General features: G+C 61.2%; 18 protein-coding genes. 15 read left to right on the plus strand and 3 right to left on the minus strand.

What is annotated here, in order from left to right:
* Window positions 1–142 precede the first annotated feature (142 nt).
* The 4 genes from AACV02_RS16220 to AACV02_RS16235 all read left to right on the plus strand — a co-directional run bounded on the left by AACV02_RS16220 (window position 143) and on the right by AACV02_RS16235 (window position 7,077).
* On the plus strand, window positions 143–3,364 hold the full coding sequence (locus AACV02_RS16220) for an efflux RND transporter permease subunit (protein ID WP_119735669.1): 3,222 nt from the start codon (window positions 143–145) through the stop codon (window positions 3,362–3,364).
* The gene (locus AACV02_RS16225) at window positions 3,354–4,520 is read left to right on the plus strand and encodes an efflux RND transporter periplasmic adaptor subunit (RefSeq protein ID WP_119735671.1); all 1,167 of its coding nucleotides are present in this window, start codon (window positions 3,354–3,356) and stop codon (window positions 4,518–4,520) included. The genes AACV02_RS16220 and AACV02_RS16225 overlap by 11 nt, the downstream gene beginning before the upstream one ends.
* The gene (locus tag AACV02_RS16230; protein ID WP_119735674.1) at window positions 4,504–5,922 is read left to right on the plus strand and encodes an efflux transporter outer membrane subunit; all 1,419 of its coding nucleotides are present in this window, start codon (window positions 4,504–4,506) and stop codon (window positions 5,920–5,922) included. Before AACV02_RS16225 ends, AACV02_RS16230 begins: the two co-directional genes overlap by 17 nt.
* 696 nt (window positions 5,923–6,618) lie before the next feature.
* Window positions 6,619–7,077 (plus strand): REP-associated tyrosine transposase, encoded by a 459-nt coding sequence (locus tag AACV02_RS16235; RefSeq protein ID WP_119735676.1) that lies wholly within the window; start codon window positions 6,619–6,621, stop codon window positions 7,075–7,077.
* 124 nt (window positions 7,078–7,201) lie between these two features.
* On the opposite strand, the gene AACV02_RS16240 is transcribed toward AACV02_RS16235, so the two are convergent.
* Both AACV02_RS16240 and AACV02_RS16245 read right to left on the minus strand, forming a co-directional pair.
* Entirely contained in the window at window positions 7,202–8,485 is a 1,284-nt protein-coding gene (locus tag AACV02_RS16240) for a Zn-dependent hydrolase (RefSeq protein ID WP_119735678.1), read from the minus strand.
* A 159-nt stretch (window positions 8,486–8,644) separates the two neighbouring features.
* Complete coding sequence (locus AACV02_RS16245) at window positions 8,645–10,132, minus strand: NCS1 family nucleobase:cation symporter-1 (protein ID WP_119735680.1); 1,488 nt, start codon at window positions 10,130–10,132, stop codon at window positions 8,645–8,647.
* A gap of 589 nt (window positions 10,133–10,721) precedes the next feature.
* On the opposite strand from AACV02_RS16245, the gene hydA reads away from it, so the two are divergent.
* From hydA to preA, 3 genes are all read left to right on the plus strand, one after another.
* Complete coding sequence (gene hydA / locus AACV02_RS16250; protein WP_106578857.1) at window positions 10,722–12,161, plus strand: dihydropyrimidinase; 1,440 nt, start codon at window positions 10,722–10,724, stop codon at window positions 12,159–12,161.
* A 152-nt stretch (window positions 12,162–12,313) separates the two neighbouring features.
* Entirely contained in the window at window positions 12,314–13,681 is a 1,368-nt protein-coding gene (locus AACV02_RS16255) for an NAD(P)-dependent oxidoreductase (RefSeq protein ID WP_119735682.1), read from the plus strand.
* Window positions 13,681–14,955: an NAD-dependent dihydropyrimidine dehydrogenase subunit PreA gene (preA, locus tag AACV02_RS16260; protein ID WP_119735684.1), complete on the plus strand. Its 1,275-nt coding sequence runs from the start codon at window positions 13,681–13,683 to the stop codon at window positions 14,953–14,955. The genes AACV02_RS16255 and preA overlap by 1 nt, the downstream gene beginning before the upstream one ends.
* Window positions 14,956–15,604: 649 nt before the next feature.
* Here the strand turns inward: preA and AACV02_RS16265 are convergent.
* Window positions 15,605–16,225, minus strand: coding sequence for a TetR/AcrR family transcriptional regulator (locus tag AACV02_RS16265; protein ID WP_119735688.1), 621 nt, complete (start codon window positions 16,223–16,225; stop codon window positions 15,605–15,607).
* 143 nt (window positions 16,226–16,368) lie between these two features.
* Between AACV02_RS16265 and AACV02_RS16270 the strand changes: the two genes are divergently transcribed.
* The 8 genes from AACV02_RS16270 (at window position 16,369) to AACV02_RS16305 (ending at window position 23,113) form a co-directional block, all read left to right on the plus strand.
* Window positions 16,369–16,812 carry a GNAT family N-acetyltransferase gene (locus tag AACV02_RS16270; protein ID WP_106578861.1) on the plus strand — a complete coding sequence of 148 codons (444 nt, stop codon included), beginning with the start codon at window positions 16,369–16,371 and terminating at the stop codon, window positions 16,810–16,812.
* An 18-nt stretch (window positions 16,813–16,830) separates the two neighbouring features.
* Entirely contained in the window at window positions 16,831–17,196 is a 366-nt protein-coding gene (copC, locus tag AACV02_RS16275; protein WP_106578862.1) for a copper homeostasis periplasmic binding protein CopC, read from the plus strand.
* A 3-nt stretch (window positions 17,197–17,199) separates the two neighbouring features.
* Complete coding sequence (gene copD, locus AACV02_RS16280; RefSeq protein ID WP_119735690.1) at window positions 17,200–18,057, plus strand: copper homeostasis membrane protein CopD; 858 nt, start codon at window positions 17,200–17,202, stop codon at window positions 18,055–18,057.
* A 261-nt stretch (window positions 18,058–18,318) separates the two neighbouring features.
* Entirely contained in the window at window positions 18,319–19,581 is a 1,263-nt protein-coding gene (locus tag AACV02_RS16285; protein ID WP_119735692.1) for an OprD family porin, read from the plus strand.
* A gap of 197 nt (window positions 19,582–19,778) precedes the next feature.
* On the plus strand, window positions 19,779–20,603 hold the full coding sequence (locus tag AACV02_RS16290) for an NAD-dependent epimerase/dehydratase family protein (protein WP_106578865.1): 825 nt from the start codon (window positions 19,779–19,781) through the stop codon (window positions 20,601–20,603).
* Between the two features lie 26 nt (window positions 20,604–20,629).
* A complete protein-coding gene (locus AACV02_RS16295) occupies window positions 20,630–21,505 on the plus strand; it encodes an SMP-30/gluconolactonase/LRE family protein (protein WP_119735694.1) in 876 nt (291 codons plus the stop codon).
* A gap of 51 nt (window positions 21,506–21,556) precedes the next feature.
* Window positions 21,557–22,519 carry a TRAP transporter substrate-binding protein gene (locus tag AACV02_RS16300; protein WP_119735696.1) on the plus strand — a complete coding sequence of 321 codons (963 nt, stop codon included), beginning with the start codon at window positions 21,557–21,559 and terminating at the stop codon, window positions 22,517–22,519.
* A gap of 66 nt (window positions 22,520–22,585) precedes the next feature.
* Window positions 22,586–23,113 (plus strand): TRAP transporter small permease, encoded by a 528-nt coding sequence (locus AACV02_RS16305; protein WP_106578868.1) that lies wholly within the window; start codon window positions 22,586–22,588, stop codon window positions 23,111–23,113.

Below are 23,113 nucleotides of genomic sequence, written 5' to 3' on the forward strand. Positions count from 1 at the left end.
GCCCTTTGTAGAACAAATGAATACATATGAAACGATCTTCAGCCGTTAACTAAATGTTCCTTCACCTGGCTGAAAGGTGCGTGTTAGGTGGGTCGGGCAAGACTGCCGGGGTTTGCAATCCTGCTCCCTCGGAGGTTCACGCATGCTCGGGCTGGTAAAGACCGCACTGCAAAAGCCGTACACGTTTATCGTGTTGGCCATATTCATCTGTATCGTCGGGCCGATGGCGGCCCTGAAAACCCCTACTGATGTTTTCCCCGATATCGGCATCCCCGTCGTCGCGGTGGTCTGGCAGTACAACGGCCTGTCGCCGGACGCCATGGCCGGTCGGGTGATCTACACCTACGAACGCTCCCTGAGCACCACCGTCAACGACATCGAACACATCGAATCGCAATCGCTGCCCGGCATGGGCATCGTCAAGATCTTTTTCCAGCCCGGGGTGGACATCCGCACCGCCAACGCGCAAGTGACCGCGGTGTCACAAACCGTGCTCAAGCAGATGCCACCGGGCATCACGCCACCGCTGATCCTCAACTACAGCGCCTCCACGGTGCCGATCCTGCAAATGGCGTTCTCCAGCCCCAGCCTTTCGGAAGCCAAGATCCGTGACCTGGTGCAGAACAACATTCGCCTGCCGCTGAGCGCCCTGCCCGGCCTGGCCATGCCCACGCCCATGGGCGGCAAGCAGCGCCAGATCACCCTCGACCTCGACCCGCAAGCGCTGGCGGCCAAAGGCTTGTCGGCTCAGGACGTGGGCAACGCGCTGGCCCTGCAAAACCAGATCATCCCGGTGGGCACCGCCAAACTCGGCCCCGACGAATACACGATTCTGCTCAACAACAGCCCCAAGGCGATTGATGAGCTCAACGACCTGCCGATCAAGACGGTCGATGGCGCATTGATCACCATCGGCCAAGTGGCCCACGTACGTGACGGCTCGCCGCCGCAGACCAACATCGTGCGCGTCGACGGCCACCGTGCGGTGCTGATGCCGGCGTTGAAAAACGGCAGCATCTCGACCTTGTCGATCATCGACGGCATCCGCCAGATGTTGCCGCGCATCAACGAAACCCTGCCGCCGTCGCTGAAGACCTCGCTGCTGGGCGACGCCTCGGTGTTCGTCAAGCAATCGGTGGGCAGCGTGGCCCAGGAAGGCATCATCGCCGCACTGCTGACCAGTGCGATGATCCTGCTGTTCCTCGGCAGCTGGCGTTCGACGTTGATCATCGCCGCGTCGATTCCCTTGGCGGTGCTGTCGGCGATCGCGCTGCTGGCGGTCACCGGGCAAACCCTCAACGTCATGACCCTGGGCGGGCTGGCGTTGGCGGTGGGGATTCTGGTGGACGACGCCACGGTCACCATCGAAAACATCAACTGGCACCTGGAACAAGGCAAGGCGGTGAAGACCGCGATCCTCGACGGCGCCGCACAAATCGTCGGCCCGGCGTTCGTCTCGCTGCTGTGCATCTGCATCGTGTTCGTGCCGATGTTCCTGCTGCAAGGCATCGCCGGCTACCTGTTCCGGCCAATGGCGCTGGCGGTGATTTTCGCCATGGCCAGCTCGTTCATCCTTTCGCGCACCCTGGTGCCGACCCTGGCGATGTTCCTGCTCAAGCCGCACACACCGGAACAAGGCGCCGGGCATCACCCCGAAGATGCATTCATCAACCACCACGAAGGCGATCAGCACAAAAAACCGCGCAACGCCGTGCTGCAATCGGTGCTTAATTTTCAGCAAGGCTTCGAGCGCCACTTCTCGAATATCCGCGACAGCTACCACGGCTTGCTGATTCTTGCGCTGGGCAACCGCAAGCGCTTTATCGTCGGTTTCCTGGCCTGCGTGCTCGCCTCGTTCCTGCTGTTGCCCAGCCTGGGCCAGGACTTCTTCCCGGCCACCGACGCCGGCGCCCTCGCCCTTCATGTGCGTTTGCCGCTGGGCACGCGGATTGAAGAAAGCGCGGCGGCGTTCGACCGTATTGAAGCGCGGATTCGCGAAGTGATACCCGCCGAAGAACTCGACACCATCGTCGACAACATCGGCATTCCGCTCAGCGGCATCGACATGGCCTACAGCAGCAGCGGCACCATCGGCCCGCAGGATGGCGACATCCAGGTCACGCTGAAAAAGGACCACGCGCCCACCGCCGACTACGTGAAAAAACTGCGTGAAGCCTTGCCCGAAAGTTTCCCCGGCAGCCACTTCGCGTTCCTGCCGGCAGACATCAGCAGCCAGATCCTCAACTTCGGCGCACCGGCCCCGCTGGACGTGAAAATCTCCGGGCGCAGCGATGAAGAAAACCGCACCTACGCGGTGGAACTCGAACGTCGCCTTTCGCACATTCCGGGCATCGCCGACCTGCGCATCCAGCAGTCCACCGGCTACCCGTCGCTGCAAGTCAATGTTGATCGCATGCGCGCCAATGGCCTGGGCATCACCGAGCGGGACGTGACCAACAGCATGGTCGCCTCCCTCGCCGGCAGCTCGCAAACCGCGCCGACCTTCTGGCTCAACCCGGCGAACGGCGTGTCGTACTCCATCGTGGCCGCAACGCCGCAATACCGTCTCGACAGCCTGCCGTCACTGGAAGCCTTGCCGGTCACCGGGGCCGATGGCCAGTCGCAGATCCTCGGCGGCGTTGCCACCATCTCCCGCGTGCAAAGCCCGGCGGTGGTGACCCACTACAACATCGAACCCACCCTGGACCTGTATGCCAACGTGCAGGGCCGCGACCTCGGCGGCGTGGCGCGCGACGTGCAAAAAGTGCTGGATGACACCGCCTCCATGCGCCCCAAAGGCGCGGTGATCAGCCTGCATGGGCAGATCGATGCGCTGCACGAAGCCTTCAGTGGTTTGAGCTTCGGCCTGCTCGGCGCCGTGGTGCTGATCTACTTGCTGATCGTGGTCAACTTCCAGTCCTGGGCTGACCCGTTCGTGATCATCACCGCCTTGCCGGCCGCGCTGGCGGGCATCGTGTGGATGCTGTTCCTCAGCGGCACCTCGCTGTCGGTACCGGCGTTGACCGGGGCCATCCTGTGCATGGGCGTGGCCACCGCCAACTCGATCCTGGTGGTGAGCTTCTGCCGTGAACGCCTGGCCGAACATGGCGATGCGTTGAAGGCCGCCATGGAGGCCGGTTACACGCGCTTCCGGCCGGTGTGCATGACGGCCCTGGCGATGATCATCGGCATGTTGCCGCTGGCGTTGTCCGAAGAGCAGAACTCGCCCCTTGGCCGGGCGGTGATCGGCGGCTTGATCTTCGCCACCGTCGCCACCCTGTTGTTTGTACCCGTGGTCTTCAGCCTGGTCCACGGTCGTCACCCTACTCGCGCTGCTGCTGGAGAAACTTCACATGTCGTCTGATCACAAACCCTCGCGCAAGCGTCTGATGCTCATGGGTGTCGGCGGCCTGACACTGGCCGCCCTGTTGGTCGCCAACGGCCTGCACGCCCGCACGATGCACGAACAGTCGGTGAGTGCCTGGACCGAAACCGCCGCCATCCCGCAAGTGATGGTGTTCCAACCCAAACAGAACGTGGCCGGCGATACCTTGCGCCTGCCCGCGCACCTTGAGGCATGGAGCAAGGCGCCGATCCACGCGCGCGTCAGCGGCTACTTGAAGGACTGGAAAGCCGACATCGGCACCCAGGTCAAAGCCGGGCAAGTGCTCGCCGAAATCGACAGCCCCGACCTCGACCAGCAAATGGCGCAGACCCACGCGCGCCTGGTGCAGGAGCAGGCCAACGCACGCCTGGCCCAAACCACCGCCACGCGCTGGCAGAACCTGTTGGCCAGCCATTCGGTGTCGCGTCAGGAGGCCGATGAAAAAACCTCCAACGCTGCCGCCGCCAAAGCCAACGCCGAGGCGGCCGCCGCCGACTACGCACGGCTGTCGGCACTGGAAAGCTACAAGACCATCCGCGCGCCGTTCGCCGGCACCATCACGGCGCGCAACACCGACATCGGCCAGTTGATCAAGGCCGACACCGACAGCGACCCAGAGCTGTTCAACATTGCCGATACCCATCAGCTCAGACTCTACGTGCCGGTGCCGCAGAACTATGCAGCCGTGATTCATCCAGGGTTAGAAGCCGAGCTGACGGTGCCCGAGCACCCCGGCGAACACTTCAAGGCGCGCCTGATCGGCGACTCCACCGCCATCGACCGCCGCTCCGGCACCCTGCTTGCGCAGTTCGTCGCCGACAACCCCAACGGCGAATTGCTGCCCGGTGATTACGCCGAAGCCACCCTGCCGATTCCGGCGGACACCCACGGCGTGAGCATCCCGGCCAGCGCACTGATCTTCCGCGCCCAAGGTACCCAGGTTGCGGTGCTGGACGCGCAAAATCACGTGCACTTGCAAGACATCCACATCGGCCTCGACCTCGGCGAACGCCTGGTGATCGACCAAGGCCTGAAACCCGCCGACCGCGTGGTCGACAACCCGCCCGATGCCCTGCGCGAAGGCGACCCCGTGCAACTGGCCGACGCCGGAGGTGCGCATGCGCCCAAGGCTTAAACCCCTGGCGGCGTTGATGCTGCTGCTGTTGCAGGGCTGCTCGATGGCGCCCACCTACAAGGTGCCGTCGGTGGACCTGCCGGCCGGCTATCGCGAACAGACCAGCGATGGCCCGTGGCACAGCGCGCAACCGTCCGACCAACTGGCGCCCGAGTGGTGGAAGCTCTACAACGATCCGCGCCTGACTGACCTGCAACAGCAACTGCTCAAGGCCAACCCGGACCTGGCGGCGGCATTGGCGCATTTCGACGCGTCCCAGGCGTATGCCAGCCAGTTGCACGCCGGGTTGTTCCCGCAAATTACCGCCAGTGCGCAGCCGCTGCGTCAGCGCCAATCGGATTCGCGGCCGCTGCGCGGGGACACACAGCCGTCGGTGTACAACAGCAATACGGCGGGCTTCTCGCTGAGCTACGACTTGGACCTGTGGGGTAAAATCCGCAACCAGGTCGCGGCCGGCGATGCCCAGGCGCAAGCATCCGGCGATGACCTGGCGGTGGCACGCCTGAGCCTGCAACATCAACTGGCGACGCTGTATGTGCAGCTCAACGGGCTGGATGCGCAGAGCCGGATTCTGAACAGCTCACTGGATGATTTCAGCCAGGCATTGCAACTCACGCGCAGCCGTTACGAGGGCCAGATTGCTTCAGAGCTGGACCTCACCCGTGCGCAAAATCAACTGGCCGAAGCCAAGGCGCAACTCGACGAAGTGCGCGGGCAACGCAACCTCACCGAGCATGCGATTGGCGAACTGGTGGGTGTGGCAGCCAGTAACTTCAGCTTGCCGCCCAGCCAGCAATTGATTGCGCTGCCAGGGATTCCGTCGCAGTTGCCCAGCCACCTGTTGCAACGGCGCCCAGACATCGCGGCGGCGGAACGCCGAGTGTTTGCTGCCAATGCCAATATCGGCGTGGCGAAGGCCGCATGGTACCCAGACTTCAGCTTGACCGGGTTGATTGGCGGGCAAACTCAGGGAGTTGGCAACCTGCTGTCCGCCGGTAACCGCTACTGGGCGCTGGGGCCGTTGATGAACTTGCCGATCTTTGATGGCGGGCGCTTAAGTGCCAATGAACGTCAGGCCAAAGCCGAGTTTGAAGAGGCTTCGGCGCAGTACCGCAGCCACGTGCTCAAAGCCGTGCGCGAGGTGGAAGACAACCTGGCGCAGCTAAGGGATTTGCAGCAGGAAGCGCAGGATGAGCAAGCGGCGGCAGATGCGGCGCAGCACACGCAATCTCTGGCGATGAACAGCTATCAGGCCGGAGCCGTGAGTTACCTGGACGTGGTGACCGCGCAGACAGCGGCGCTGCAGGCGCAAAGGACCTTGCAAGCGGTGCAGACGCGGCAGTTGCAGGCGAGTGTGGGGTTGGTCACGGCCCTGGGTGGTGGGTGGCACCCGGGCGCCTGAGATCGCCTGGAGGTTCAGCTCGGTTGTAAAGGTGAGAAAGGGCTCGCCCTCGATGGCGGTGCGCCATAGGGCTCATTTGTAACTGATACACCGAAATCGGGGGCAAGCCCCCTCCCACAGGGGTTTTGCGCCAGACACACAATGTGTGAACACCTCAGATCCAATGTGGGAGGGGGCTTGCCCCCGATGGCGGTGTGCCATAAGGCTTATTTGTAACTGATACACCGCAATCGGGGGCAAGCCCCCTCCCACAGGGGTTCTGCGCCAGACACAAAATGTATGAATACCTTAGATCCAATGTGGGAGGGGGCTTGCCCCCTATGGCGGTGTGCCATAAGGCTTATTTGTATCTGATACACCGCTATCGGGGGCAAGCCCCCTTCCACAGGGGGGCCTGCGCCAGGCACGCGATGTATTAACACCTCAGATCCAATTTGGTTGGGGGCTTGCCCCTCTCACAGGGGTTCTGCGCCAGACACAGCATGTATGAACACCTCAGATCCAATGTGGGAGGGGGCTTGCCCCTCTCACAGGGGTTCTGCGCCAGACACAACATGTATGAACACCTCAGATCCAATGTGGGAGGGGGCCTGCCCCCGATGGCGTCCCTCCAGACACATCCTGCCAAAAGCCTGTCGATCACTCCTGGATTACTCGATCTAGCCTCTCAACACCCATCCAGAGAGAGGCCAAGGAATGCCTGACTTACCCGCTTCACACCGCCTGCGCATTGGACGCTTCAGCGAACCCAACCGCATCTACCTCATCACCACCAACACTTACGAACGTCTTCCCATCTTTAGCAATTTCCATCTGGGTCGCCTGGTGGTCTGGCAATTTCGGCTGGCCCAATACCAAGGACTCGCCAACTCCCTGGCGTGGGTGATCATGCCGGACCATTTCCACTGGATTATCGAACTGCAAAAAGGCTCGCTGGCGGATTTGATGCGGCATGTGAAATCCAAGAGCACGCGGTCCGTCAATGGCGCAAGTGGGCGCAAGGGAAGGCTCTGGCAGGAAAGTTTCCATGACCGAGCGCTGCGTAAGGAAGATGACGTGGTGAAGATGGCCAGGTATGTGGTGGCCAATCCACTGCGGGCCGGGTTGGTGGAACGGATTGGCGACTACCCTTTATGGGACGCGATTTGGATCTAGCGCCCAGCAAACCCGTTCAAAGGTGGGAGGGGCTTGCCCCCGATCGCGGTGTATCAGAGCCAGCTCAGCTAAATGACCCACTGCCATCGGGGGCAAGTCCCCTCCCACATTTTTCAACCGCCGGTCAGGCAGCCAGCTTGCCGCTGGCGATCGCCGCCGAAGCCGCCACCATCGCCCTCAACAACACCGCACACCCCGCCGCAAGGTCATCCGGTGCGGCGTTCTCGATTTCGTTGTGGCTGATGCCGCCTTCGCACGGCACAAAGATCATCCCGGCCGGGCCGAGTTCGGCGACGAAGATCGCGTCGTGCCCTGCCCCGCTGACAATGTCCATGTTCGACAGCCCCAGCCCATTCGCCGCATCCCGCACAGCGTCCACGCAGCCTTTATCGAAATACAGCGGCGGGAAATCGGCGGTGGGTTCCAGCTCAAACGTCAGCCCATGCTTGGCACAGGTTTCGTCAATCACCTTGCGCACCTGGGCAATCATCGAATCCAGGCGTGCCGGTTCCAGGTGACGCAAGTCCAGGGTCATGCGCACCTCACCCGGAATCACGTTGCGCGAGCCGGGATACGCCTGCAGGCAACCGACAGTGCCACACGCATGCGGCTGATGCCCCAGCGCCGCCGCATTCACCGCCGCCACCACGGCCGCCGCGCCCACTAACGCATCCTTGCGCAAGTGCATCGGCGTAGGCCCGGCATGCGCCTCAACACCGCGCAGTTTCAGGTCGAACCACTTCTGTCCCAATGCCCCCAACACCACGCCGATGGTTTTCTTTTCATCCTCAAGAATCGGCCCTTGTTCGATATGCGCCTCGAAGTAAGCCCCGACTTTATGCCCGCTGACCGGCCGCGTGCCCGCATAGCCAATGGCATTGAGCGCATCCCCCACGCTCACGCCCTCCACATCCACCTTGGCCAAGGTCTCGGCCAGGGTAAATTTTTCGGCAAACACGCCAGAGCCCATCATGCACGGCGGAAAGCGTGAGCCTTCCTCGTTGGTCCACACCACCACTTCCAGCGGTGCTTCGGTTTCGATCTTGAGGTCATTGAGCGTGCGCAGCACTTCCACACCCGCCAACACGCCGAAGCAACCGTCAAACTTGCCGCCCGTGGGCTGGGTGTCGATATGGCTGCCCGTCATCACTGGCGGCAAGTTGGGATTGCGACCCGGGCGACGGGCGAAGATGTTGCCGATGCCGTCGACGGTCACGGTGCAACCGGCTTCCTCGCACCACTGCACAAACAGGTCACGAGCTTTGCGATCAAGGTCGGTAAGGGCCAGTCGGCACACACCGCCTTTGGGTGTGGCGCCGAATTTGGCCAGGTCCATCAGCGACTGCCACAAGCGGTCGCGGTTGATGTGCTGATGGGTGGATTGCAGCACGTCGATGGCAGCGTTCATGGGGATCTCCTCAGGCTACTGTTCTTATGAATTGACTCGCTCAAATAGGGGGAGCCGATATGTGTGGGAGCTGGCTTGCCTGCGCTCCAGGCGGCTCGATATTCCTGCAGAGCCGAGGTGATGCAATCGCAGGCAAGCCAGCTCCTACATTGGCCGTTTTTACAAAGGTGATTTAGCGGTGACTGGGCTGATACCACGTTTGGCATTCAACCCGTAATACAACAACCCACCCAGCGCCGATCCGGTAAACCAGCCATAGCTGTAGAACCAGCTGAACGCATCACTGCCCAGCGACAGCAAGGTCAGCACCACGGGCACGCCGAAGGCGATAAAACCGCTCCAGTTCCACGCCGGGTACACGTCGTCACGGTACAAGCCGGCCAGGTCGAGCTGCTGTTTGCGGGTGATGAAGTAGTCCACCACCATGATCCCGGCAATCGGCCCCAGCAGGCTTGAATAGCCCAGCAACCAGTTCGAATACACGGTTTCCAGGCTCACGTCCGAGACGATCAGCCCGAGTTTTTTCAGCAGTTCATGGCCCATCAACGCAAGCCCCACCAGGCCAGTGAGGATCACCGCAGTGGTGCGGTTGATCAGCTTGGGCGCGATGTTCTGGAAGTCGTTGGTCGGTGAGACGATGTTCGCCGCAGTGTTGGTGGACAAGGTGGCGATGATGATCAGCAGCATGGCGATGGCCACCCACACCGGGCTCTGGATGTGCCCGATCAAGGTCACCGGGTCGGAGACGCTGACGCCCACCAGTTTCACCGACGCGGCGGTCATGATCACGCCAAGGGCAGCGAACAGGAACATGGTCAGCGGCAGGCCGAAAATCTGCCCGAGAATCTGGTCCTTCTGACTTTTGGCGTAGCGGCTGAAGTCGGGAATATTCAGCGACAATGTCGCCCAGAAACCCACCATCGCCGTGAGCCCCGCCATGAAGTAACCGGTGAGGCTCGCGCCTTCGGGGCGCTTGGGTGGAATCGCCATCAGCTCGCTGATTGACACGTTCGGCATTGCCCACACCAGCAGGCCGATCCCCACCGCCACCAGCAACGGCGCAGACAGGGTTTCGAGGCGTTTGATCGACTCGGCGCCGCGCAGCACCACCCACAGGTTCAGGCACCAGAAAATCATGAAACCGATGACTTCACCGGTACCGCCAAGGGATTTCCAACCCTCGAAAATCGAGCCCAGAAACAGGTGAATTGCCAGCCCGCCGAACATTGTCTGAATGCCAAACCAGCCGCACGCGACCAGCGCGCGAATCAGGCACGGTACGTTGGAGCCGAGGATGCCAAACGAAGAACGCAACAAGACGGGAAACGGAATGCCGTACTTGGTGCCGGGAAACGCGTTAAGGGTCAGCGGGATCAGCACCACGATATTGGCCAGCAAAATCGCCATCAGCGCCTCGCCCACCGACAAGCCGAAGTAGGCGGTGAGCACCCCGCCGAGCGTGTAGGTGGGCACGCAGATCGACATGCCGATCCACAGCGCGGTGATGTGCCATTTGTTCCAGGTGCGTTCGTGCACCTTGGTCGGTGCCATGTCGTGGTTGTAGCGGGGGCTGTCGAGGACGTCGGCGCCGGCGTCGAGTTCGTACAGGCCGTTGCGTTCAATGACTTGCGATCTGTTCTGTTGCATGGCCGCTCCACGGTTTTTTCGAATTATTGTTGCTCACCCAACGCTAAGCGCAGGGTGGCCGGAGTACCTCGTAAACAACATGACATCACGGGCCCGGCCAGCCGCCACTGCACTCAATAACCGTGCCGACCTGCCACCTTGAACCCGCACCGCTTATATAACGTGCTGATGTTAATCAGCTTTCCGATTGCGCCTTCGGAACTTGCCGCCTCACTCAGGCTACATAATGCGAAGTTGCCGAACTGTCAGGACTCAATCTGGTGCAACACAATTATTTTTATTTCCTGTCGCCGTCAAGGGGCATATCTCAAGCGTCTGATTTGCAATAAGAAATGTTGCTCAAATCAAGAACCTGTCAAGTGCGTCAAAATGGTGAACGGTCGCCACATTTTGGTGAATTTATATTTTTATCGTTATTAATCAATAACTTAAAACAAATATAAGCTTATAAAAAATCTTCTTGCTCATTCGAAAAACTCCGGCTAGTTTCTATTCCTGTCACCGATGACAGGATTTAATTGTTCATCGGCAAGCAGCATTACAACACTTAGAACTGGCACAAGCCGGTCAAGCCTGTGAGGAACTCGACATGTCGCTGTTGATCCGTGGCGCCACCGTTATTACCCATGATGAAAGTTACCGCGCCGATGTGTTTTGCGCAGGCGGTCTAATTCGCGCTATTGGCACGGATCTGGATATTCCCGCCGGCACTGAAATACTCGATGGCAGTGGCCAATATTTGATGCCCGGCGGCATCGATCCGCATACGCACATGCAATTGCCCTTCATGGGCACTGTGGCCAGTGAAGACTTTTTCAGTGGCACCGCGGCAGGCCTGGCGGGCGGCACCACCTCGATCATCGACTTTGTGATTCCCAACCCGCAGCAATCCTTGATGGAAGCCTTCCACCAGTGGCGCGGCTGGGCGCAAAAGTCTGCCTCCGACTACGGTTTTCACGTGGCGATCACCTGGTGGAGCGAACAGGTGCGCGAGGAAATGGCCGAACTGGTCAGCCACCACGGCATTAACAGCTTCAAGCATTTCATGGCCTACAAGAACGCGATCATGGCGGCTGATGACACCCTGGTCGCCAGCTTCGAGCGCTGCCTTGAACTCGGCGCAGTGCCGACGGTGCACGCAGAAAACGGCGAGCTGGTGTATCACCTGCAACGCAAGCTGATGGCCCAGGGCATCACCGGGCCGGAGGCGCACCCGCTGTCGCGCCCGTCCCAGGTCGAAGGCGAGGCCGCCAGCCGTGCGATTCGTATCGCCGAAACCATCGGCACGCCGCTGTACCTGGTGCACGTATCGACCAAGGAGGCGCTGGATGAAATCACCTATGCCCGTGGCAAGGGCCAGGCGGTGTACGGCGAAGTGCTCGCCGGCCACCTGCTGCTCGACGACAGCGTTTACCAACACCCTGACTGGCAAACCGCTGCCGGCTACGTGATGAGCCCGCCATTCCGCCCGCGCGGGCATCAGGAGGCGCTGTGGCACGGCCTGCAATCGGGCAACCTGCACACCACCGCCACCGACCATTGCTGCTTCTGCGCCGAGCAAAAAGCCGCCGGCCGTGACGATTTCAGCAAAATCCCCAACGGCACTGCCGGTATCGAAGACCGCATGGCGTTGCTGTGGCACGAAGGCGTCAACACCGGGCGCCTGTCGATGCAGGAATTTGTCGCGCTGACTTCCACCAATACTGCAAAGATCTTCAATCTTTACCCACGCAAAGGCGCGATTCGCGTGGGTGCCGATGCTGACTTGGTGCTGTGGGACCCCGAGGGTACGCGGACGATTTCGGCCAAGACCCACCACCAGAAAGTCGATTTCAATATCTTCGAAGGCAAGACCGTACGCGGCGTGCCGAGCCACACCGTCAGCCAGGGCAAGCTGGTCTGGGCCGATGGCGACCTGCGCGCCGAACGCGGCGCCGGGCGCTATGTAGAACGCCCGGCATACCCGTCGGTGTTCGAGCAGTTGAGCAAGCGGGCGGAGCATTCCAGGCCTGTCGCTGTGAAACGCTGATACCGCCAATCGCGGGCAAGCTCGCTCCCACATTCGATCGGGTTTACACAATCCAACTGTGGGAGCTGGCTTGCCTGCGACAAGGCCAGCCCAGGCAACACAAAAACCAATGCCCATCAGAGGCAGCACCTCAATAACCGTGAGGCCAAACCGTGATCCAGACCCTGACCCACCTCCCCCATCCCCATGAAGATGGGCCGACACTCGCCAGCCATTTCACCGACCTGGCGCCGCCCCTCAATGCGCGCCAGGCTTCACTTGAAGCGTCGCGCTGCCTGTATTGCTACGACGCGCCGTGCGTCAATGCGTGCCCTAGCGAGATCGATATCCCGTCGTTCATTCGCAATATCCACACTGAAAACGTTCAGGGCGCGGCGCAGAAGATTCTTTCGGCCAACATCCTCGGCGGCAGTTGCGCACGGGTTTGCCCCACCGAAATTCTGTGCCAGCAGGCCTGCGTGCGTAACAACGCCGAAGAATGCGCGCCAGTGCTGATCGGCCTGTTGCAACGCTACGCCATCGACAATGCGCACTTCAGCGAACACCCCTTCCAGCGCGCCGCGCCCACCGGCAAGCGCATCGCCGTGGTCGGCGCCGGGCCTGCGGGGTTGGCCTGTGCGCATCGCGCCGCCCTGCACGGCCATGACGTGGTGATTTTCGAAGCGCGGGAAAAAGCCGGCGGCCTGAATGAATACGGAATCGCCAAGTACAAACTGGTGGATGACTTTGCCCAGAAGGAACTGGATTTCCTCCTGCAGATTGGCGGCATCGAGATCCGCCACGGCCAGCGCCTGGGTGACAACCTGACCTTGAGCGAGCTGCACCAGCAATTCGACTCCGTGTTTCTTGGCCTCGGCCTCGCCGCCAGCAAACAGCTCGGCCTGCCACACGAGGACGCCCCCGGCCTGCTGGCCGCCACCGACTACATCCGCGAATTGCGCCAGGCCGATGACCTTACCCAACTGCCGCTGGCCGACCGCTGCATCGTGCTTGGCGCGGGCAACACCGCCATCGACATGGCCGTGCAAATGGCCCGCCTCGGCGCCCGCGATGTGAACCTGGTGTACCGCCGTGGCTTGGCGGACATGGGCGCCACCCACCATGAGCAGGACATCGCCAAGGCCAATCAGGTGCGCCTGCTGACCTGGGCCCAACCCGAAGAAGTGTTGCTCGATGATCAAGGCCACGTGCGCGGCATGCGCTTCGCTCGCACACGCATGGACAACGGCCGCCTGCACCCTACCGGCGAGACCTTTGAACTGGCTGCCGATGCGATTTTCAAAGCCATCGGTCAGGGCTTCGACAACGAGGCATTGCACGACCCGCTGGCCCAGCAACTGCACCGCGTGGGCGAACGCATCTTTGTTGACGAACACCTGCGCACCAGTATTCCCGGGGTGTACGCCGGCGGCGATTGCGTCAGCCTTGGCCAGGACCTCACCGTGCAGGCGGTACAACACGGCAAGCTGGCGGCTGAAGCCATGCACGCCCAACTCATGCTGAATGTGGAGGCTGCGTAATGGCCGATCTCTCGATTGTGTTCGCCGGTATCAAAGCCCCCAACCCGTTCTGGCTGGCCTCCGCACCGCCCACCGACAAGGCCTACAACGTGGTCCGCGCCTTTGAAGCCGGCTGGGGCGGCGTGGTCTGGAAAACCCTCGGTGAAGACCCGGCGGCGGTCAACGTGTCGTCACGCTACTCGGCGCACTTCGGCGCCAACCGTGAAGTGTTGGGCATCAATAACATCGAGTTGATCACCGACCGCTCGCTGGAGATCAACCTGCGCGAAATCACACAGGTGAAAAAGGACTGGCCGGACCGCGCGCTGATTGTGTCGCTGATGGTGCCCTGTGTTGAAGAATCCTGGAAAAACATCCTGCCGCTGGTGGAAGCCACCGGCTGCGACGGCATCGAGCTGAACTTCGGTTGCCCCCACGGCATGCCCGAGCGAGGCATGGGCGCAGCGGTCGGCCAGGTGCCGGAGTACGTGGAGCAGGTGACGCGGTGGTGCAAGACGTATTGCTCGCTGCCGGTGATCGTCAAGCTCACGCCCAATATCACTGACATCCGCGTGGCCGCGCGTGCGGCGTATCGCGGCGGTGCGGACGCGGTGTCGCTGATCAACACCGTCAACTCCATCACCAGTGTCGACCTTGAGCGCATGGTCGCCCTGCCGGTGGTCGGCACCCAAAGTACCCATGGCGGGTATTGCGGCTCGGCCGTGAAGCCGATCGCGTTGAACATGGTCGCGGAAATCGCCCGCGACCCGCAGACCCAAGGCCTGCCGATCTGCGGGATTGGCGGCATCGGCAACTGGCGCGACGCGGCGGAATTCGTCGCGCTGGGTTGCGGCGCGGTGCAGGTGTGCACGGCGGCGATGCTGCATGGGTTTCGGATTGTGGAAGAGATGAAGGACGGCCTATCGCGGTGGATGGACAGCCAAGGCTACAAAAGCCTGCAGGAATTTTCCGGGCGGGCGGTGGGCAATACCACCGATTGGAAGTACCTGGATATCAATTATCAGGTGATCGCCAAGATTGACCAGCAAGCCTGCATTGGCTGTGGCCGTTGCCACATTGCCTGTGAGGACACGTCGCACCAGGCTATCGCGAGCTTGAAGCAACTGGATGGCACGCATAAATACGAGGTGATCGATGATGAGTGCGTGGGCTGCAATTTGTGCCAGATCACCTGCCCGGTGGCCGATTGCATCGAGATGGTGCCGATGGAGACGGGCAAGCCGTTTTTGAATTGGACACAGGACCCACGTAATCCGTATCGGGAGGCGGTGTAGTCCTGTAGACCGCTATCGCAGGCAAGCCAGCTCCCACACTTGAATGTGTTCACCCATCAACTGTGGGAGCTGGCTTGCCTGCGATAGGGCCATAAGCCCTCACACAAGGCTCAAGGCTCCAGCCCAACTGGACCGCCTTGCGAGCAGGCCTGCGCCCACAGCCGACAGCAATCCTTCAGGCAAAACACGGTCAACTGTGGGAGCTGGCTTGCCTGCGATAGGGCCATCAGCCCTCACACAAGGCTCAAGACTCCAACCCCACTGGACCGCCTTGGCGAGCAAGCCTGCGCCCACAGCAGACAGCATTCCTTCAGGCAAAACGCAGTCAACTGTGGGAGCTGGCTTGCCTGCGATAGGGCCATCAGCCCTCACACAAGGCTCAAGGCTCCAACCCCACTGGACCGCCTTGGCGAGCAAGCCTGCGCCCACAGCCGACAGCATTCCTTCAGGCAAAACGCAGTCAACTGTGGGAGCTGGCTTGCCTGCGATAGGGCCATCAGCCCTCACACAAGGCTCAAAGCTCCAACCCCACTGGACCGCCTTGGCGAGCAAGCCCGCGCCCACAGCCGACAGCATTCCTTCAGGCAAAACGCGGTCAACTGTGGGAGCTGGCTTGCCTGCGATAGGGCCATAAGCCCTCACACAAGGCTCAAGGCTCCAACCCAATCCCGCGCAAAATCACCGCGGTCACGGTCTGAATCGCCTTTTCGAACTGCATGTCCGACAACGGCTGGTGATCATTCAGAATCTTCACCTGGTGATCAAAGTCGGCATAGTGCTGGGTCGATGCCCAGATCATGTACAGCAGGCTCGACGGTTCCACCGGCAGGATGCGTTTGTCCTCCACCCACTGGCGAATTTTCGCTTCTTTCATCTTGGCCCAGTCGTACAGGCTTTCGTCCAGTGCCTCACCGAGCGTCGGCGCACCGTGGATGATTTCATTGGCCCAGACTTTCGAGCCATAGGGCCGCGTACGCGAGCGCTGCATCTTGGCGCGGATGTAGCTGCTGAGCACCACCCGCGGATCATCAAAGGTTTCAAAGCTCAGGGCATCCTGCTTCCACAGCTCCAGCAGGTCGAACAGCACCGCGCTGTACAGTTCGCTTTTGGTGGTGAAGTAGTAATGCAGGTTGGAGCGTGGCAGTTGCACTTCTTCAGCGATGTCAGCCATGGCGGTGCTGCCGTAGCCTTTTTCAGCGAAGATTTTCTCCGCCGCCAGCAGGATTTTTTCGACGTTGACCCGCCGAATTCCGATCTTGTGATTGCCCATAAGGGCTCCCCGACAACAACATGGCCTCAAGACTACCATCGGCTCTAGATCGCGGCGACAGGGCATAATGAAACTTCTTACGCGAACCTTTCCCCTGCAAAACGGATTGGTTAGGATCGCGATCCCCATGAAGGATCATTGCCATGACTATCCGACCTCGCGTGGCCGCCGACGACCCAGTGCTGGGAGCACTGTGGGAGCGCTCGGTGCGGGCCACCCATGACTTCCTCCCCGAGGATGACATCCAGCGTTTGCTGCCACTGGTACGCGACGCTTACCTGCCGATGCCGGCCCTCGATGTTTGGGTCTATGAAGACCAGAACGGCATAGCCGGTTTTATCGGCACCGGCGGCCACAATGTAGAAATGCTGTTTATCGACCCCGATCGCCGTGGCCAGGGCATCGGCCGCCAATTGCTCGACCACGCCCGCGCACGCCACGACACGCTGACGGTGGATGTGAACGAACAAAACCCGCAGGCCGTGGGCTTCTACCTGCACTATGGTTTTATCCAGGTCGCGCGCTCGCCGCTGGATGGCGAAGGCAAACCCTTTCCCTTGCTGCACATGGCCTTACCGACTCCCTAAACCTGAAGGTATTGAACAATGTTGATCAAGAAAACCCTGACCACCGTCGCCCTGCTCGCCTCCTTGCTGGGCGCCTCGGCAGCCTTTGCCCATGCCCACCTCAAGAGTTCGACACCGGCGGCTGACAGCTCCGTCGCCGCGCCCGCCGACCTGCGCCTGACCTTCACCGAAGGCGTTGAAGCGACGTTCACCAAAGTGTCCCTGAGCAAGGACGGCACCGAAGTCGCGATCAAAGGCCTGGAAACCCCGGACGCCGACAAGAAAGTCCTGGTGGTCACGCCGGCGGCACCGCTGGCGGCCGGCACCTACAAAGTGGAATGGCACGCCGTGTCCGTGGACACCCACAAGAGTGAAGGCAGTTACAGCTTCAAGGTCGGCCAATAACCCATGGCGACCCTGCTGGTGCTGTGCCGCTTCCTGCATTTCATCGTCGTGCTGTTGATGTTCGGGGCCTGTGTGTTCAGGCCCTGGCTATTGGGCGCTGAACCGCAGCCGGCGCTGGACCGGCAACTGCTGCGCCTCACCCGCGCGCTGGCCTGGCTGGGGCTGGGCTCTGGCGTGGCCTGGCTGCTGCTGATCACCGCCAGCATGGCCGGCAGCTGGGACGCGGCCTTGCAACCGGCCACCGTGCAGTTGGTGCTGGGCAAGACCTTTTTCGGCCAGGTGTGGGTCTGGCATCTGCTGCTGAACCTGTTGCTGGTGATCGCGCTGATCAAACCCTGGTCCGCCCTGCGCCTGCCACTGACTGCGCTGCTGTTGGCAACGCTGGCACCTGTGGGCCATGGCGCCATGCTCAATGGCTTGAGCGGGCAATTTCTGATCCTCAACCAAGTGGTGCACCTGGTGTGCGTCGGCGCGTGGCTCGGCGGGCTGCTCGTGCTGGTGCTGATCTTCAGGCAGCCGCAGGGTTATGCGCTGCAGCCGATCCTCAAGCGCTTCAGCGGCGTGGGTTATGGCCTGGTCGGCGGGTTGCTGGTGACGGGCTTGATCAACGTGCGCGTACTGACCGGGCAACTGTGGCCCACACCGCTGTTCAACGGGTTCGCGCTGATTCTGTTGATCAAAGTGCTGCTGGTGCTGGGCATGCTGGCGTTGGCGTTGCTGAACCGGTTGCGTATTGAGCGCTGCGAAGAGCGCCGGGCCAGTTTGAAGGCCAGTGTGATGCTGGAGTGGGGATTGGGGGTGTGTGCAGTTGCCGCCGTTTCGCTCCTGGGCACCCTTCCGCCGATGGTCATGGCCAACTGAACATCTCTTTTGACATGCAATCGATGTGGGAGCGGGCTTGCCTGAGATGGCATCCACTCGGTGCACCTGATGCACCGAGGTGTCTACATCGCAGGCAAGCCAGCAACTACATTAACTGTGCCTGCTTTTGATCGAAACACACCACGTCATCGTACAACTTCCGCTTGACACCCTACGAAAACCCCGTAAATATCCCGTCAAATGTTGTACGACAACGTATAACAAATAATAAAAACAACAAAAGAAAAAGGGAGCTTCTCTGTGAATCAATTCGCCCGCAATTCCTCCTCGCGTATCGGCCTTATCGGTCTCGGCAGCCTGGCGTTCACCCTGCCCCTCAGCGCCCAGGCCGACGGTTTCTTTGAAGACGCCAAAGCCACGCTCAACCTGCGCAACGCCTACTTCAACCGTAACTTCACCAACCCGACCTACCCGCAGGCCAAGGCCGAGGAGTGGACGCAAAACTTCATCCTCGATGCCAAATCCGGCTTCACCCAGGGCACTGTGGGTTTTGGGATTGATGTGCTGGGCCTGTATTCGCAAAAGCTCGATGGCGGCAAAGGCACCGGCGGCACGCAGCTGCTGCCGATCCACAGCGACGGCCGGCCCGCCGACAATTTCGGCCGTCTGGGCGTGGCCCTGAAAACCAAACTGTCGAAGACCGAACTGAAAGTCGGCGAATGGATGCCGGTGCTGCCGATCCTGCGTTCGGACGACGGCCGCTCGCTGCCCCAGACCTTTCGCGGTGGTCAGGTCACGTCCAATGAAATTGCCGGCTTGACGCTCTACGGCGGGCAGTTTCGCGGCAACAGCCCCCGTAATGACGCGAGCATGGAAGCCATGTTCATGAACGGCAAAGCCGCGTTCACCTCCGACCGTTTCAACTTTGGCGGCGGCGAGTACAGCTTCAACGACAAGCGCACACAGGTCGGCGTCTGGTATGCCGAGCTGACGGATATCTACCAGCAGCAGTATTTCAACCTGACCCACAGCCAGCCGGTAGGCAACTGGACCCTGGGCGCCAACCTCGGTTATTTCAACGGCAAGGAAGACGGCAGCGCCCTGGCCGGAGACCTCGATAACAAGACCGTGTCCGCCCTGCTCTCGGCACGCTACAACGGCAACACGTTTTATGTCGGCCTGCAAAAACTCACCGGTGACAGCCTGTGGATGCGGGTCAACGGCACCAGCGGCGGCACACTCGCCAACGACAGTTACAACGCCAGCTACGATAACGCCAAGGAAAAATCCTGGCAGGTGCGCCATGACTTCAACTTTGTGGTGCTTGGCATTCCGGGGCTGACCATGATGAACCGCTATATCAGCGGCAGTAACGTGCACACCGGGGCGATCACCGACGGCAAGGAATGGGGACGCGAATCGGAACTGGCCTACACCGTGCAAAGCGGCGCGCTGAGGGACTTGAACGTGCGGTGGAGGAATTCGACCCTGCGTCGGGACTTCAGCAACAATGAATTTGATGAGAATCGGATTTTTATCAGCTATCCGATTTCGCTGCTGTGATGCGATGAATGTGGCCGCTGGCTTGCCTGCGATAGCGGTGTTTCAGCAAAACGCCTATCCACTGACAGACGGCTATCGCAGGCAAGCCAGCTCTCACTTTTTTCAAACCTGTCGTCTGGCAGCGTTGACAACCTGGGGAATCCCTAACGATACTTCCAGCAAGTCATACGACAACCTACAACAACAATGGAACCCTCATGACCACCTCTACCATCACGCCTGTTCCATTCAACCGCCTGCTGCTCACCGGTGCCGCCGGCGGCCTGGGCAAAGTCTTGCGCGAACGCCTGCGCCCTTACGCCCAAGTCCTGCGCCTGTCGGACATCGCCAACATGGCGCCAGCGGCCGATGCATCCGAGGAAGTGCAACCTTGCGACCTGGCCGATAAACAAGCCGTGCACCACTTGGTGGAAGGCGTCGACGCCATCCTGCACTTCGGCGGCGTGTCAGTGGAGCGCTCGTTCGAAGAGGTCCTCGGCGCCAATATCAGCGGCGTGTTCCACATCTATGAAGCCGCTCGCCGCCACGGCGTGAAGCGTGTGATCTTCGCCAGCTCCAACCACGTGATCGGCTTCTACAAGCAAGGCGAAACCCTCGACGCCCGCTCGCCTCGCCGCCCGGACAGCTACTACGGTTTGTCCAAGTCCTATGGCGAAGACATGGCAAGTTTCTACTTCGACCGCTACGGCATCGAGACCGTGAGCATCCGCATTGGCTCCTCGTTCCCCGAACCGCAGAACCGCCGCATGATGCACACCTGGCTGAGCTTCGATGACCTCACTCAGTTGCTCGAGCGCGCGCTGTACACGCCGAACGTCGGTCACACGGTGGTCTACGGCATGTCGGACAACCTCGATACCTGGTGGGACAACCGCTACGCCGCGCACTTGGGTTTCACCCCCAAGGACAGCTCCGAAGTGTTCCGCGCCCAGGTCGAAACCCAGCCACCGGTGGCCGCCGATGACCCGGCCAAGGTCTATCAGGGCGGCGCCTTCTGCGCGGCGGGGCCGTTCGGTGACTGACTGCACACCCAAGGGAATGAGTTGCCATGACTGCTGAACTGATTGTTGACGCCCGCAATGCCGTGGGCGAATGCCCGGTGTGGGTGCCTGAGGAAAACGCGCTGTACTGGGTGGACATCCCCAACGGCGGCCTGCAGCGCTGGAGCGCTGCCAGCGGCCACAGTGCCGCCTGGAAAGCCCCGCAGATGCTCGCCTGCATTGCGCGCACCACGGCAGGCAACTGGGTCGCCGGGATGGAAACCGGGTTTTTCCAACTTACACCACACGATGACGGCAGCCTGGACACCACCGCGCTGGCGAGCGTCGAGCACCCGCGCCCCGACATGCGCCTCAACGACGGCCGCTGTGACCGCCAGGGTCGCTTCTGGGCCGGCAGCATGGTGTTGAACATGGGCTTGAATGCGGCCCAGGGCACGCTCTACCGCTACGCCTGCGGTAGCGCGCCGCATGCCCAACTGGACGGGTTTATCACCCTCAACGGCCTGGCATTCAGCCCGGACGGCCGCACGATGTATGCCTCGGACTCACACCCGCTGGTGCAGCAGATCTGGGCCTTCGATTACGACACCCAGACCGGCACGCCCTCCAATCGTCGCGTGTTTGTCGACATGCATCAGTTTCTCGGTCGCCCCGACGGCGCGGCCGTCGACGCCGACGGCTGCTACTGGATCTGCGCCAACGACGCGGGGCTGATTCATCGCTTTACCCCCGACGGTCGCCTGGACCGTTCCCTCACCGTGCCGGTGAAAAAACCCACCATGTGCGCCTTTGGCGGCAGCCGCCTGGACACCTTGTTCGTCACCTCGATCCGTGATGACCACAGTGAACAGTCGCTGTCCGGCGGCGTCTTCGCCCTCAACCCTGGCGTACAAGGACTGCCCGAACCCCGCTTCACCCTCTAGCTGCATGGCTGTGCCTTGAATACAAAAATAACAACACAGGAGTGACATTCCATGGACTTCAAACGCACCTTGCTCGCCGCCACACTCGTTGCCCTCAGCAGCGCCGCCCACGCGCTGGAAATCAAGTTCGCCGACATCCATCCCGCCGGCTACCCCACCGTCGTCGCTGAACAGAACATGGGCAAAGCCCTGACCCAGCAAAGCAACGGCGAACTGACCTTCAAGTACTTCCCAGGCGGTGTCCTGGGCTCTGAAAAAGAAGTCGTCGAACAGGCCCAGGTTGGCGCGATCCAGATGACCCGGGTCAGCCTCGGCATCGTCGGCCCGGTGGTGCCGGACGTGAACGTGTTCAACCTGCCGTTCGTGTTCCGCGACCAGGCGCACATGCGCAAGGTCATCGATGGCCCGATCGGCGACGAGATCCTCGCCAAGATCACCGACTCCGAATTCGGCCTGGTAGCCTTGGCCTGGATGGACGGCGGCACGCGCAATATCTACACCAAGAAACCGGTGCGTACGATCGAAGACCTCAAGGGCATGAAGATTCGCGTGCAAGGCAACCCGCTGTTTATCGACGCTTTCAATGAAATGGGCGCCAACGGCATTGCCATGGACACCGGCGAGATCTTCAGCGCGTTGCAGACCGGCGTGATTGACGGCGCGGAAAACAACCCGCCGACCCTGCTGGAGCACAACCACTTCCAGAACGCCAAGTTCTACACCCTCACCGAACACCTGATCCTGCCCGAACCCATCGTGATGTCGAAAATCACCTGGAACAAACTCACCCCCGTGCAACAGGACATGGTCAAAAACGCCGCCAAGGTTGCTCAGGCCGATGAGCGCGTGCTGTGGGACGCCAAGTCCGCCAGCAGCGAAACCAAGCTCAAGGCCGCCGGCGTCGAGTTCATCACTGTCGACAAAAAGCCCTTCTATGAGGCCACCGCGCCTGTTCGCGCGAAGTACGGCGCAGCTTACGCCGACATCATCGAGCGCATCGACGCCGTCGAGTAAGCCCCCTCCTCCTCTTAGTCAGGCCCGGCGCGGTCCGCTTTGACGTGCCCGGTTACGGTGAACGCCATGAAGAATCAACTGCTGCGCTTCAACGACCGCCTCTACATGACCTGCATCTGGGTCGCCGGACTCTCGGTATTAGGCGTCGCGCTGATCATCCCCTGGGGCATTTTCGCCCGCTACATCCTCGGCACAGGCGCAAGCTGGCCAGAGCCCAGCGCCATCCTGCTGATGCTGGTGTTTACCTTTATCGGCGCCGCCGCCAGCTACCGCGCCGGGGCGCATATGTCGGTGGCCATGATCACCGACCGCCTGCCACCGCGCCAACGCCAACTCGTCGGCATCGTCTCGCAACTGTTGATGGCGACCATCTGCCTGTTCATGACGATTTGGGGCAGCAAGCTGTGCCTGTCCACCTGGAACCAGTTCATGAGCGCCATCCCCACCCTGCGCGTGGGCATCACCTATATGCCGATCCCGATTGGCGGCTTGCTGACCCTGGTGTTCGTGCTGGAAAAACTCCTGCTCGGCGACCAGAGCCACCGGCGCGTGGTGCGCTTTGACCTGGTTGAAGAAAGCGAAGGGGCTGCCTGA

Source organism: Pseudomonas sp. Larv2_ips, assembly GCF_963879675.1.
Classification (GTDB): Bacteria; Pseudomonadota; Gammaproteobacteria; order Pseudomonadales; family Pseudomonadaceae; genus Aquipseudomonas.